Below are 14,983 nucleotides of genomic sequence, written 5' to 3' on the forward strand. Positions count from 1 at the left end.
CTCTCGATTTCCACTGTCCAGCTAATCTTCGTTATCTAAACATTTCACAATCGCTAGTGGCGCGTAATGGTAATTACTTTCTCCCAAAGCCCTTATAATGCACACATCAAACACCCCACCCTAACCCCCAGTTACACAAAACTGGCCAAAGAGGAATGCAGAGCATGTTTAACAAGAAACTAGATGGCCGCACAATCCAAGAGTGGCGTAACACTGCGATCACCGCTCTAGATATGGCAGAGACTCTGACCGATGCAGTTGAGAGCACGCAAGTGATAGCTGCCCAAAGAGAGGAATACCACAACAAGTATCACCAGTTAAACGATGCGGTGCTTCCCTACTGTGAGGACATAGCGACACTAAGTAAATTGAAGAGTCAGGGCATCACGCTTGATCAAATGATCCAAGATCTGAACATTCAAGTTGACTAACCACCTAGCAAACGTCCATGGTCTCCAAGAAAATCAGATTTTTGATATGGGGATACTTGTTTATCAGTAGTAGTTTTAGAGGGTGTATTCTAAGGCGCTTTTGTCCCAAAGCGACCACGTCTCTGGTTCTACACACTTCTGGACATTTTTGAGTTTGGTTTTACAGACAAAGATATAGAGTCGGATTAGCTTGGGGAATGATACCGTTTTAGGGAAGCATGGTATTGGTGCCATTATCACTATTTTAGAGGGTAAAACTCGTTTGAAAGTGCCAATGGCTTATTAATACTATACGAAAAAAAATGGGACAGACCTCGGAACGGTCAGTGACGAGGATATAGAAAGTACAAAACAACAGATCAACTACAGTCCGAGAAAGTGTTTAGGATTCAAGCAGACTACTCTCATTTTAAAAGAAATGATGCCTGTTGGTTGAATATTGAAAATGTCGTGGTTCGGCATTGAATTCGGGGCTATTATAAGCTATTGTTTTCAGTGGTTTAGAATACCAACATTTTCGGTGCAACGTAAAAATTTTCTAATTGTGAATAGACTGCTTAAACAACGAGCACAATCTCGCCACTCATTATAAATAGCACCGATAGTTATTCGCGCTGCATTGTGTTTCGAGGGTTTACTCATGGAATTATCTGATGACGCAATTATTATAACACCTGCACAATTCAAAAAGGTATGCCGTAACTTACGGAACAGATTTGACATTATTTCTAGCTCGTTCTCGCTATCTCAGTTGCAACAGCAATTAGCTAAATCCCTGGGTTTTAGTTCCTACCAAACTCTGAAACTCAATGACAATATCATCGTCGAATTAGAATATCTCAGAAAATCAATAGCTAACAAATTCCCTTATGAAGGTAGCATTCAGAGAGGCATTCACAATGAACTTTTTGCGGACCAGCCATACCTCGTCATTAATTCTGGTGGCACTCTGCAGGTTGAGATATCTAACTTAGGCTCAGATGGGTGCTGGGTAGACGGCACTCCACATGTAGATTTTGGTCAGGGGCAATATTTCCCTGGTAGTCGATTTATAGAAATTGCTCCTGCAGGTATGCTCAGCCGCGAGGCGTGGAGCAACTTTGTCACTGCTGCAAACACGGCACTTATCGATGCCCCCCAAATTGACGAGGATTCTCAGCTATACATCATTGTCTCTGCCTTTGAGGTCGTTGCTCAAGAAGAATGTCATGAATATTTTTTCGCTGGCGATCTACTCAATAATTACCCCGAGATATTAGCAGAGCTGATGGTGGAAGGGATTACAAGGTCTGAGATGCTAAAACTACTCGCAAACTGGTACGTACCAGATGCACATGCTGGTTGCCCTCTTGGCGAAGTTATTGAGTTCTGCGAAGGCCAATATTTATAAGACTGATTCAGAAACAAATGTCAGAGAAAACAATACGGGGGTTTCCTGACTGCCTTCTCTCATTATCCCATAGAAACTTGAGGTTACCTTGGGATAGCTACGCTACACGTATTAGTCGAACTAAGTCATGTGACAAACCAACCAAGTACAAGCTCAATTAGCTCTGGCACACTATGGAGCAAAAGTGGTTTAGGCAACCGATCAGAATTCATTCTTAGTTGCCAGCAGGTTTATGGCTAAATTTTTGTAATACCCCATTTTTAGTCTCGTATAAGGTATTAATCCTTTCGGGGCATTATCGAGCTAAATAAAGCCGACTAAAACTATTCAGTCACAAGACCAAGGTCCTTGATTCTAGAGCTAGTAAAATACATTAATGACTGAATAATGTATTATTTATTACCGTCTGGTTCTTTTGGTTTAACCTTGTTGCGCTCCACCAGCCGCGGCTCTTCGTTTAGCTTAGAATTAACCGAGCACTCATAGCGGAACAATTTATTATGCAAATCGCTAATTTCCTCATCCATACGTTCAATTTCAATCATTAAAGCTATCTCTCTAGGGTTAGCACATTGCCTTGCATCATCTAATTTACCGCTCAACTTTGACAGATCACCTTCAACTATTGTTAATTCATTACCGCAACGCACTAGTTTTTCATTGGTAACGATTAACTCTGATTTAGTGTTATTTAATACCCGGATCTCTTGCTCACTATCGGTTAGTACCTGGCTCAACTCACCTTTAAGTTTCGTTAATTGCAGTCTAAGTAGATTTACTTTTTCAGTCTCTTGTTTCGAGTTCGATTCTTTGACCTTCAATTCTTTATTCTTTTTTTCCAAATCAAGCTCTAACATTAAGTTCTTAGTAAATTTCTCTCCTAGCTCCTCTTCTACTTGGATAACCTTGCTTTCAATCTTGCTCACTTTATCTCTCAACGTATTGAACCGCTCCAACGCTTCATTATAAGAAATGTTAAGAAATTCCATTTCCATCTGCTTTCGTTTACATTCAGCCTCTAATTCTTCTACACGAGTAGCTAAGAACTCGGCTTTCTGCTTATGCTCCCTGCCAGTAATTTCCTTGGATATTCCACGTTCAAAACCTAGTGCAGCAAAAGCTTCCCCTGTAATATCTTGAAGCTTTTGCATTTTTTCCTTTCCCATCATACGAAATGGATGCACCAATTTTTCAAAATCAAAATTGAAAAAAGTCATATGCAAATGAAAGTTTTCAATAAATTCCTTACCTCTGAAATAGCCTTCATCAGTATGAAAATCAATTGACATCAAAAGTAACCCGAAATGTTTATTAATACTGCTTGCGAGTTCCTCACAGCATTCGATGATTTTGTCTTTCCAGTTAGATGAATATTCCGACTGCACAACCATAACTTGATCTCGTGAAAGTACGACAACGTTATCCACGATCACATCGGCATTCTTAGAAAAGTTAATATTGCAAGCCCGCTTACCTGCACCTAGTTTTGCTTTCTTCATTGCCACTTCACAATTAAAAAAAGTCAGCTCTTTTGAAGTGTATATATTCCCAGAACTGAAAATTGGGTAGACATTTTTATCATCTGTTATCTCTCTTGTATTGTGCTTTCTCAGAATTGAACGCTGACTTTTTTTAAAACCCTTCATTGTGCTTGATACATAACGTTTCATGATGAAATCCTGCTCTTTCATTTACGATACCAAATGAATTCGCACATTGTAAACCCTGAAAAATCAATTCTAAATCAACCGCTTGTGAAGTTTAATTCATGCTGTACCATGGTGTTTCAGGATGTTCTATTTCATTGATAATTAATTTTACTAACACATGGGGATTCATCAAATTAACACCCTAACTTCTTACTCAGGACCTATTGTTACGACATTTTTAAAGCCAACGCCTAGCTTAATATGCTCTGGTATTTCTACTTCCGGACTAGAACTGATCTCTGAGTGCTGCATATGCTTACGCAAAACGTCATCGTGTGCTTCTCGATATGACTTGGGTTATTGAATGGTGCAGGAGTAAAGCTTATCTTTCCCCTAAAGAGTGTCTAGAAGACCTCAGCGCCTAGCTCAATATGCTTTGATATTTCTACTTTCGAACTAGAGCTGTATAAGCGTGTTGCATATGCTTACGCAGAACGTCATCGTGTGCTTCACGATATGGTTTAGGTTATTGGATGGTTGCTGGAGTAAAGCTTATATGTCAGCTAAAGAACGTCTTTAATACTTCAGCGCCTAGCTTAATATTCTCTGGTATTTCTACTTCTGGACTAGAACTGATCTCAGAGTGCTGCATATGCTTACGCAGAACGTAATCGTCTGCTTCACGATATGACTTGGGTTATTGGATGGCTGCAGGAGTAAAGCTTATCTGTCACCTAAAGAATGTCTAGAAGACCTCAGCGCCTAGCTTAATATGCGTTGGTATTTCTACTTCCGAACTGGAATTGTATCAGCGTGTGTATGCTGTAACAGAACGTCATGCTTATAGACATACTGCCTTCACGATATGCCTCGGTTATTGGATGATTTCCAGATGTAGTGCTTAACTTTCCCTTAATGAAGGTCTAAATGACCTCAGCGCCTAGCTCAATATGCGATGGAACAGTTCCAAATATCAATCAGTTAAAGCAGCACAGAATTCATCGTATTGTTCACACTACCCATGCATAACGGTATTAATCAAACATTTGAAAAAGGAGTTATTATGACTTTGCATTCTTAGATCGTAAGAGAAGAATTCCTACGTAAATGCCTAGGATTATACATACCACCGTTGATAGCCCGGCCAGTGAGAGAACCGGCATCGCGACTAGCAGCTGAGTATCATTTCCTCCACCAGCCATTACTGCCCCTAAGCCCATAAGTACACCTGCGATTAAGTGCTTCCATATCCGTGTCAAAGAGCTAGTCCTAAGCACAAATGATTTAGTAACAAGAGCTGCACTGACCATTCCCAACGTAAGTAAGGCTACTAATATAAAACGCTCGATTCTGGGCCACTCTTCTGGTTGTCCTTGCCATAATGAGCCCCCCATTGATTTTAATAATCCACTTGGTGTCCAATGTGGCTCATACAAAAAAACAAAACCAGCCATCAACCCTATACCTAACATTGAAATCCATAGTCTTCGATTAGTCGCACTCATAAAACAACAACTGACCACAATGATGATAGTTAGAAAACTGAGGAACACATATCTTGAAAAGTCGGATATTACCAACTCACCACCTTTAAGCTCGTTAGGCAAAGCTGGCGCAAAAAACAGCCATGCAACAAACCACCCTATTACCGTTGCGAGCATAACCAACTCACCTCGAGCCAAACGACTTACTGTTGAGACTCCACATCCACTATTAATCGCCGCCCCTAGGCCAAATAAAAAGCCTCCGACAAGTGAAAATAAACTAGGCCAAAAAGCAGCAACTATAGTTCGGCCCTCAACTATCCATCCGATTGTCATGGAAACCCAAACTAGCGAACCGCTGAAAACAATCGCGACAATAAACATTGGCGATCCTTTCTCTGCTTCTTTTACCCCTCTAACCATGCAGAGACCGCTAGTTTGAGCAAGGTACCCCAATATAAAAATGCAGATTAAGGCTAGAATGAACACTATAAATTAACTCCAATATCAAAGTTGATTTTGCGGTTATCGTTCGTTAAATATAGTAATAAGAAAAACTTTAAGGGCGGAAATATGAAAGGAAAAGTGGTTGATTGGTATCAATTTCGACACCCTTCTTATTCGGGAACGAATGCAGTTAACGTACATTCTGAGATTGAACTGCAATCTTTAGCTACTCGAGTGTTGCAACCTGTCGCTCAATTCTTTGGAGAAATACAGGTAACCTACGGGTATACAAGCCACTCTCTGTTAACGTGGATTTTAAAAAATAGCCCAGGTGATATGGCGCCCAACATTGACCAACATGCATCAATGGAACTCAACTCACGTGGTAATCGTATTTGCAAACGTAATGGTGCAGCGTGTGATTTTTATGTTGAAGGTTATGAGCAACGTATGGATGAAGTGGCACAATTTATCTGTAAAAACTTAGAGTTCGACCGTCTGTATTTCTATGCCAAGGATAAACCTATCCATATCAGTATCGGATCTGATAATTCAAAATATGCACTGATTCGAAAAACTCGAAGCGATGGAGTTCGCATCAATACAAAAAGTGCAAAAGGGAACGCCACACAGACCTTCTTCGATGACATATAATCGAAAAAACATCAGAGAGGACAAGGAATGAACGACGAACTGTTTGCAGAGTTAGTTGCACAAATTACAGTGGGGAAACAACTGCCTGATGCAGTTTACCTTCATAGAGATGCCTTTAGTGCTCTTCCAGACGTCCTCGCTCAATTCATCCCTGCTGTCGCAAAAGCCGTTAGTTTAAATGACAGCAACTGGAACCTCGTAAAGCTATTCAAAAAAGATTTCCGTCTATCCCTACTGAACTACCCTGATTTCTACACCGACTCTTACCCTGCTTTAAAGCAGAGTTTAAACGTCGACCTTTCTAAACTCAGTCATAAAGTCACAGACTACGGAGAATCTGAAAACCCACCGATTCTACATAGAAAAGAAACCATGATTTTACCGAGTAGTGAATATTACGAACACTTTATCTCACTAACACAAGAAGGAGAAAGTGCCGGGCTTTATGAGAACAGCCGCCTGATTGGGTTTAAGCGATCATGGGAGAACTTAATTGGTCACCATGGGTATGAGCTGGTGGATGGACGCTTATTTCGCAGCTCTGCTGTTATTTGTAAAGAAGAAAATGGTATCGACAGGCACAAGACAGCAATTGTGAGACATGAACTATCGGCGCCGATGAAAGCTCTTGTGAAATATGGCTACCTTGAAGGCGAACATTCTATTTTCGATTATGGGTGTGGGCGTGGAGATGATCTAAGAGAACTCGAAGCTCATGGCCTCGATGCGTTGGGATGGGACCCAAACTTTCAACCCGATAACGACAAAGTAAAATCCGACATCGTTAATATTGGTTTTGTGCTTAATGTCATAGAAGAGCAAGACGAACGCCTTGATGCCCTGCTTGGCGCTTGGGAGCTAGCAGACAAATTATTAGTCGTATCTGTAATGCTTGCGAACGAGAGCTACATTGCACAATTCAAATCTTATAAAGATGGAGTGATCACCTCGCGTAACACCTTCCAAAAATACTATGCTCAATCAGAGATAAAAGCGTACATAGAAAGAAGCCTGCAAGAAGACGCGATTACTGTTGCTCCGGGTATCTTTTACATTTTCAAAGATAAACTCGAAGAACAGCAATACCTACAAAAAAAATACAAGCGTTATCATAAGTGGAATCAGCTCACCTCTCCTGAACCAATAGAGGCAAAAGACAAAGCGAAGTTACTCATCACTAAGCATCAGGATCTCTTCAATGACTTTTGGAGTAAGACCCTTGAGCTTGGGCGTATTCCTGCTAATGAAGAATTTGATCATTCGGAAGTGGTACGTGAACTGATTGGTTCACATAAAAAAGTGTTTAGCTTGCTACAAGAAATGTACAGTACCCAAGAGTTTGAGCAGGCTGAGAAAAACCGTAAGGAAGATCTATTACTGTATTTCACGATGGGCCTATTTGAAAAGCGCAAGCCTTACACACAACAACCTGAAGCACTCAAAAGAGATATCAAAGCACTATTTGGTGAGTACAACACAGCATTGAACCTCGCTACAGATTTATTATTTGCTATAGCCGACACAGAGCTCATCCTTCAGCAATGCCAGAAAGCTAATCAACAACTAGATGCTAGCTTAATGAACGAAGGTCACTCCTTAGTTTTCCATAAAGACTACATCGATGACTTGCCACTGTTACTCAGAGTTTATGTTGGTTCTGGCTTGCAAATGTATGGTGAGCTAGATGAAGAGATAGATTTAATCAAAATACACATCACATCAGGAAAACTCACCTTGACCGCTTATGATGATTTTGAAAAGTCTGTACCCTTTTTAGTTGAGCGAATCAAAATCAAGATGGCCGATCAGGACATAGACTTCTTCGATTATGTAAATGAAGCTCGTAGACCCCCACTACTCAATAAGCACCTTTACATGCCAATCAAGCACGAAAGCTATAAAAAACAACAGAGCTTTGATAAGCGATTAGCCAAACTGCTCGAACATAACTTTGATAAAGAGAGTTTACTTACAGCGATGGAATATCATGTATTGCTAGGAAAAGAGGAGAAGAGAGTAAAAGGCTATAAGATTGTCAGTGTTAACTGAACTGCGTTAAAGTAGTACACCAACCCATTGAGCTATAAGTAATTATTAACTATGCTACCAATAAACCCACAGTTAAATATAACCGCATTAGCAAGACTTTTTGACACAACAACTAATTCATATAAGTTGTTATTTTTTAGAGCTCTAATAGAAACACTCAAAGAAACAGAGTTCAAACCCAGACAAACTATAACTGTAGAATCATTGTGTGAACGGATGCTGTTTTTATCTCTGTATCCTAACCATTACTTTAAGTTAAGTTTCGGACCACAAGATATGATGTCGCAACATCTTCAATCAGTTGGTTTAGAAGACTTGGACACATCTTTAGTCAACGACAAAGTACTCTCCAAGGCTAAACAGCTGATTAAGCAAAACTTTAAAAACTCTAGTGCCATCGAGTTAAAGAAGTATGTACCATACCGTCTCCTACAACCTTTCTTTTCACAAGGCCTAAAAGGTAAAGCCGATAACAAAAAAAATCAGCTTACCATTGAGCTTGCTAACCAAAACTTTGACCTAAATATACCTATTTATCGTTTCACTGAAAGCACATCTAAAAACGTAGAATTAGAAGTTCACCCATTATGGATAGGATACTTTAAGGAGAACTACAAAATAGTAGAAAGCTGGGCTGAGTTAAATTGGATTCAGTTCTTACAACGTAGAAACCCCAACACACCAGCAATAACAAGTAAAATATCCCCGCCGCTAAATCGAGAAACTCTAACTAAACAGAGGAAGTTTTGGAACGACTACATACTGCATAATGGTTTGAATTGTATTTTCACTGATACCCCCATCACACCGGATAACTTCCAACTAGACCACTTTATACCTTGGAGCTATGTCGGTCACGACCAACATTGGAACCTCATACCAATTATACCTTCAACCAATCTAGCTAAGAGTAATAACCTGCCTTCTAAGCAATATCTAAACAAGTTTGTAGAAATACAAAAAAACGCTATCCAATATGCGATAACAAACAACAAAAAATCAGTCATTGAAGACCACTTAATTGGCTTAAAATGTACAGAAGTTGAGCTAAAAAAATACTCTCATCAATTAGAAACTCGCTTCCTAAAAACAATTGAATCACTTATCGACATGGCAGAAATACAAGGGTTTGATAGCGACTGGAAACCACACTGATTTTTGATTAGCTAACGATAGATATTACTGATAGCTTTGTGTAAAATAGCCAGATTAATTTGGCATACCCATATGGTTTTCTGTAATCTCCAGCCACTACATAACATACCAAATTGAATAGTTTGTCATTTATGGCATACCAGACTTTACAAAAATGACATACCAACTAAAATTATGTCATATCATCTTAACAAACTAATAAGGTATGTTATGCAAAACCAAGATTCGGGATACTGCTATTCATTTCCTGCAGTAAGAGGGATTCAAGCGGGACGCCCTTTTTACATTGCGACTTGTCCATTGCGTATCATCCCTAAGATTTTCAGCTATAACGAAGATGATGTTCCGCCAGAATTACGAGCGCAAAGGACTCTCAACAAAACTCGTATTCCTGAGATGGTTAAATACTTATTAGATAACCCCAAAGAATACGTATTTTCAGCGTTAACCGCATCTGTCGGCGTTGATATATCATTTGATGATTATGAAGGTGCTCCCAATTTAGGAACTCTCAAAATTCCTATGGATGCTCAAATCTTGATTAATGACGGTCAGCATCGACGTAAGGCAATAGAAGAAGCTCTACGAGAGAATCCAGACTTAGGACAAGACAATATTCCAGTTCTTTTCTTCATCGATGAAGGCTTAGGTCGCAGCCAGCAAATGTTCGCTGACCTAAACAAATATGCGGTCAAACCGAGTCCATCATTAGGCACTTTATACGATCACCGTGATGAAAGTTCAGAATTAGCACGTGAGTTGGCGAAAAGCGTTAAACCATTTATTGGCTTAACTGAAATGGAAAAATCTAATATCAGTCCTAAGTCCAATAAACTCTTCACGCTTAGTAGTATTAAACAATCAACTCGAGCCCTTTTAAGTAAAGGGCCAAAAGAAGGTTTTACGGAAGAAGAGAAAAAGCTAGCAGCTGAATTTTGGGAAGAAGTTACACGCTACATCAAGGACTGGCAGTTGGTAATAAGCAAAGAAGTGTCACCCGCTCAACTGCGCCAAGAATACATACATGCACACGGTGTAGGTTTGCATGCAATAGGTGTATTAGGCAAACACCTGCTATGCCAAGAACCTAATAACTGGAAAGGGAAGCTGGAAAAGTTATCAGAAGTAAACTGGCTAAAAACCAATCCGGAATGGATAAAGCGTAGCATGAACCTCGGAAAATTGAGTAAATCTACTATGAATATTCAGTTAACCGCCAACGCTTTAAAAATTGAACTCGGGTTACCATTAACCCCAGAAGAAAAAGCTCTAGAGAAGCAACTATCATGATACACGAGCTACAAATGGCGGAAGATCTCGCCGATGAATATCAAGAATTCATTAATTCTGAAGATTTCGCAAACAACAAATTGAGCCATTACGTCGCAGATGTTCAGCGCGTCTATTGTGCAGACAAAAGGCCATGGGTTATAGGTTACAGCGGGGGTAAAGACTCCTCAGCAATCATGAGCCTTGTCTATATGGCGCTCCTGGGACTTGAAGAGAAAGATCGCATTAAACCTGTCTTTGTCGTGACCTCTGATACATTAGTGGAAACTCCAGTTGTTGTTAACCATATAAACAATTCTTTAGATGCCATTAGCAAAGGCGCCAAGCGCGATAATCTCCCGATTACTTGCCACAAAGTAGTACCTGAATCAGATCAAACATTTTGGTCTAGCCTATTGGGGAAAGGTTACCCTGCACCAACACGTTCTTTCCGCTGGTGCACTGAGAGAATGAAAATTAACCCTGTGAGTGATTTCATCAAATCTAAAGTTTCTCAATTTGACGAAGTGATCGTGGTATTAGGCTCACGTAGTGACGAAAGTGCCTCCCGTGCTCAGGTTATTGCAAAGCATAAAATAGAGGGGTCACGTTTGGCCCGTCATACAACGCTTTCAAACGCGTTTATCTTTACACCTATTGATACATGGGGTGTTGATGACGTTTGGAAAATTTTACGTCTTTGCCGTTTAGAAACAAAAAAAACAGCCCTTGGCATTAAAAACATTTGGAAAAACGAATACGATTTAGAATGGGAAAACCCTTGGGGTGGCAAGAACTTAATTCTTTGGAATCTATATAAAGATTCTTCAGGACAAGGCGAGTGTCCTTTAGTCATCGACGAAACAACACCTTCATGCGGTAACTCTCGCTTTGGCTGCTGGACTTGTACGGTAGTAACCAAAGATAGAGCAATGGAAAGCCTTATCCAAAATGGTGAAGACTGGATGTTACCCTTGTTAACGTTCAGAGATGAGCTTGCTAAAACTGGTATTCCAGAAAATAAAGATGAATACAGGAACTTTAAGCGTCGAACAGGGAGAGTTGCAAACCAAGCGTCCTATAAAGGTGGAAAGCTAAAAACTCTAGAAGACGTAAAAAACAGTATTACTCTAGATGAAGGGCAACACCTTGACGTTTCTGATGATGAAACCCAAGTTCAGCTGTATCAAGATGGTCACTTACTTGAACATTATTCATATCAGCTAGTCAAGAGTACCGCTGCTCACCCTAATCCAACCGAAATTGCTTGGCATTTAATCCGATTTATTCCTGGCCCATATTGGCTAAAATATCGTCGCCAATGGTTACGTGAATTACTTGAGCTTGATAAAAAATATAAAGCTGAAGGTCGTGAAATTGAGCTGATCACAGTGCCTGAACTCCATGCTATTCGCCAAGAATGGATTCACGATCCAAACGAGCCTGACTGGGACGACTCATTACCTACTATTTTCAGAGATGTTTACGGCTATGACCTCGATTGGGTATATGATGATAATGCAAGTTTCGGCAAGGGTGATGCACAGCTAATCACAGAGTTAAGTGAAGATTTTGACGTCACGCCTGAGATGATCATGAAGCTTATAGAGCTCGAAATTTCTATGGAAGGCCTAAGCCGTCGTAGTGGTATTAGCAATAAAATTGCTTCACTTCTTAAAAGAGACTGGGGAAGCCTAGAAGAAATCAAACAAAAGCACGAATTGCTTCAAAACAAAGCCGAGTTTGATATTCATCAACAAGAAATTGAACGATACAACCAACAACTGACCGATATCGACAAGCAGCTACAGAAAGAGTTTTAAGTAAATTATGCTGATTACAAAATTAACATTGAATAATTTTCGTGTTTTCCGTGGAGTGCATGAGATTGATTTGCGTCCAGCTCCAGCAAGACTAAGTAAATTAGGCCCTATTGAAGGGACAGAGCGCCCAATCATTCTCTTTGGTGGGCTAAATGGTGCCGGTAAAACCTCTATCCTTACCGCTGTACGTTTAGCTCTGTTTGGACGCCAGTCTTTTGGGCAAATCCTCTCTAATGGTGAGTATGTTGAAGCTCTCAATGAGCTCATTCATAAAGGCATTGGCCACGGTGGTGTTCAAGATAATGCCTCAATTGAGTTAGAATTCAAGTACAGCCAAAACGGAGAAGAAAGCACTTACAAGATCATCCGAGGATGGAAGAAAGACAAGAAAGATAACCTCTGCCTAGAAAAAGATGGCCGTCAAATACCAGAGCTTAACTACGAACAATGCCAAGGCTTTTTGAATGAATTAATTCCCACAGGTATCGCAGATCTTTTCTTTTTTGATGGTGAGAAAATAGCAGACCTAGCCGAGGATGAATCTGGAACAGTACTGAAGACAGCTGTACGTCGCCTGCTTGGGTTAGATGTAATCGGTAAGCTAAAAAGTGATTTGGGTATTTATCTAAAAAAACAAGGCTCATCAACGCTTATTCAATCTATCCGCGAAGAAATGGATTCACTTGATGCAAAGCGTATTGAGCATGAACGAAATTCAGAGAAACTACGTGGCGAAGCGGATATCGTAATTACTCAAATAAAGCTCACATCGACTGATATTCTAACTCTAGAAAACAAGCTTTCGCAAAGTGGCGGGGCATGGGCAAAAACCCGTGAGGCTGAAACGTTAAAAGTTGATGAGTTATTAAAAGAGAAAGTCGAATTAGAAAAACAAATCCGTATGGAAATGGAAACCAGTTTACCGTTTTCTCTTGCATCAAATACGATGCTTGTACTGCTTGAAAAAATCAAACAAGAGCAGAGCATTAAGCAAAAGCAAAACTTTGGTCAAGAATTAGACTCATTTCTTGAGACGCTACGAGCTAAACTATCATTCAACCTGAGTAGCTCGGCTCCAGCTGCAATGGATGCAATAACAGATAGCCTCACAGATCACTTAGGTGATGTTTCACAGCAAAATTTGTTACTTGATATATCCGACCGTCAAGCGGCTACCATAGACTACCAAGTGAACCAGCAGTCTTCGCTCTCATTCAGCCGGTTTGACGAAGCTAGAACTCGCTTAAAAGTAGTTGAAGATGAAATCGATAATGCGTCTAACAACATTGCACGTGCGCCAGAACAAGAACAAGTTCAAGGCCTGTTTTCTAATGTGCGTGAGCTAGATAAGAAGAAAGAAAAACTGATTATTAAGTATCATGACTTATTAGAAAAAGCAAAACGTGAACTTCGTTTAGCGCTTGAAACAGCAAGGCAGATTCAAAAGCTTCATGACAAAAACAAAGATCAGACAAGTAAAGACAGCAGCGTCGCCAATGCCCAAAATGCAATGCTACTTCTAGACAAATTTGCGGAACAGTTAACTAAAGCTCGCGTAAAGCAACTAGAATCTGAGTTTGTTGCTTCGTATAAAAAACTTGCTCGTAAAGAAGACTTAAAAATTTCTGCATCCATTAACCCTGCAACATTTGATGTTGAGTTAATCGATGAGCATAGTATTAAAATAAACCGAAAAGCGATGTCTGCAGGTGAAAAGCAAATTTACGCTATATCAATCCTCGAAGCACTCGGTAAAACATCAGGCCGCAAATTACCAATTATTATTGATACGCCGCTTGGACGTTTGGATTCACACCACAGAGATAAGCTAGTAGAAAACTACTTCCCTACCGCAAGTCACCAAGTGGTTATATTGTCGACGGATACCGAGATTGATAAGAACTACACAAGCATGATTCAAGATGATATCGCTCGTACTTATGAAATCTGCTTTGATGGCGCAACCAAGTCTTCATCACTGAAACAAGGTTACTTCTGGAAAGAGCCTACTAAGGAGGCTGTATAATGCTGCCTAACCGCATGAACCTGACCCGCTCTACCGAAGAACAGCTTAAGAAGTTAAAAGGTTACACGGGTATAACACCTAACGTCTCCGCTCGTATTGCCTTCTTTCGGTCTATAGAAAGTGATTTTCGTTATCAAGGTCAAGAAGCTAAATTAGATGGCTCTCTTGTATTAGACAAATACACTTGGCTTGGAGAAACCAGTGATGTCACTGAATTAGTATTGAAAATGCACTACCCAGAGCTAGATACAAAAGGGTATCAGCAAGCCTGGGCCGCGCATATAGAAGATGGGATTGCTTCACTGAGAAACCATAAAAGCTGTCTTAGCTTAGCTCAAAAACTGTAATACTTTTCTGATAGGTGCGGTTAACAGACCGCACTGGTCAAATAAAACATCGATACTAATAACCTCAGCAAGCCTCTTTACTCATCTGACTTTAATATCAACCCTCCTAATTAATTATCTTCATCCCTTTTATCTGTTCAGCTAATGCTCATAAATACACTTGCTCAATGCAACAAATGCTTTTTCCATGTGACGAAAGTACTAAAAATTAAAAAACACAGCTATTGTTTTTTAAAACCAATTGTAAGAGTGCAGAAAT

The 14,983-nt window shown here is 40.0% G+C and carries 11 protein-coding genes; 9 read left to right on the forward strand and 2 right to left on the reverse strand.

All coding sequences use genetic code 11. The features are described 5' to 3' along the window. Nucleotides 1–164 precede the first annotated feature (164 nt). Together L4C54_RS03755 and L4C54_RS03760 are read left to right on the forward strand one after the other, a co-directional pair. Nucleotides 165–431 carry a hypothetical protein gene (locus L4C54_RS03755; RefSeq protein ID WP_428807129.1) on the forward strand — a complete coding sequence of 89 codons (267 nt, stop codon included), beginning with the start codon at nt 165–167 and terminating at the stop codon, nt 429–431. A 640-nt stretch (nt 432–1,071) separates the two neighbouring features. Continuing rightward, on the forward strand, nt 1,072–1,821 hold the full coding sequence (locus tag L4C54_RS03760; RefSeq protein ID WP_428807130.1) for a hypothetical protein: 750 nt from the start codon (nt 1,072–1,074) through the stop codon (nt 1,819–1,821). 392 nt (nt 1,822–2,213) lie between these two features. On the opposite strand, the gene L4C54_RS03765 is transcribed toward L4C54_RS03760, so the two are convergent. Beyond that, the gene (locus L4C54_RS03765) at nt 2,214–3,512 is read right to left on the reverse strand and encodes a hypothetical protein (RefSeq protein WP_428807131.1); all 1,299 of its coding nucleotides are present in this window, start codon (nt 3,510–3,512) and stop codon (nt 2,214–2,216) included. Between the two features lie 1,019 nt (nt 3,513–4,531). Further along, nucleotides 4,532–5,338: a YeeE/YedE thiosulfate transporter family protein gene (locus tag L4C54_RS03770; protein WP_428807396.1), complete on the reverse strand. Its 807-nt coding sequence runs from the start codon at nt 5,336–5,338 to the stop codon at nt 4,532–4,534. 189 nt (nt 5,339–5,527) lie between these two features. On the opposite strand from L4C54_RS03770, the gene L4C54_RS03775 reads away from it, so the two are divergent. From L4C54_RS03775 to dndE, 7 genes are all read left to right on the forward strand, one after another. Further along, a complete protein-coding gene (locus L4C54_RS03775; protein ID WP_428807132.1) occupies nt 5,528–6,055 on the forward strand; it encodes a hypothetical protein in 528 nt (175 codons plus the stop codon). 27 nt (nt 6,056–6,082) lie between these two features. Beyond that, entirely contained in the window at nt 6,083–8,104 is a 2,022-nt protein-coding gene (locus L4C54_RS03780) for a DNA phosphorothioation-associated putative methyltransferase (RefSeq protein ID WP_428807133.1), read from the forward strand. 276 nt (nt 8,105–8,380) lie between these two features. Next, nucleotides 8,381–9,259 carry an HNH endonuclease domain-containing protein gene (locus tag L4C54_RS03785; protein ID WP_428807134.1) on the forward strand — a complete coding sequence of 293 codons (879 nt, stop codon included), beginning with the start codon at nt 8,381–8,383 and terminating at the stop codon, nt 9,257–9,259. Between the two features lie 210 nt (nt 9,260–9,469). After that, nucleotides 9,470–10,549, forward strand: coding sequence for a DNA sulfur modification protein DndB (gene dndB, locus L4C54_RS03790; RefSeq protein WP_428807135.1), 1,080 nt, complete (start codon nt 9,470–9,472; stop codon nt 10,547–10,549). Beyond that, on the forward strand, nt 10,546–12,351 hold the full coding sequence (locus tag L4C54_RS03795) for a DNA phosphorothioation system sulfurtransferase DndC (RefSeq protein WP_428807136.1): 1,806 nt from the start codon (nt 10,546–10,548) through the stop codon (nt 12,349–12,351). The genes dndB and L4C54_RS03795 overlap by 4 nt, the downstream gene beginning before the upstream one ends. A gap of 7 nt (nt 12,352–12,358) precedes the next feature. Then, nucleotides 12,359–14,377 carry a DNA sulfur modification protein DndD gene (dndD, locus tag L4C54_RS03800; RefSeq protein ID WP_428807137.1) on the forward strand — a complete coding sequence of 673 codons (2,019 nt, stop codon included), beginning with the start codon at nt 12,359–12,361 and terminating at the stop codon, nt 14,375–14,377. Next, the gene (dndE, locus tag L4C54_RS03805) at nt 14,377–14,724 is read left to right on the forward strand and encodes a DNA sulfur modification protein DndE (RefSeq protein WP_428807138.1); all 348 of its coding nucleotides are present in this window, start codon (nt 14,377–14,379) and stop codon (nt 14,722–14,724) included. The genes dndD and dndE overlap by 1 nt, the downstream gene beginning before the upstream one ends. The last annotated feature ends 259 nt before the right edge of the window (nt 14,725–14,983 follow it).

Origin of the sequence: Vibrio lamellibrachiae (genome assembly GCF_050337265.1) — a bacterium.
Taxonomy (GTDB): domain Bacteria; phylum Pseudomonadota; class Gammaproteobacteria; order Enterobacterales; family Vibrionaceae; genus Vibrio; species Vibrio kyushuensis.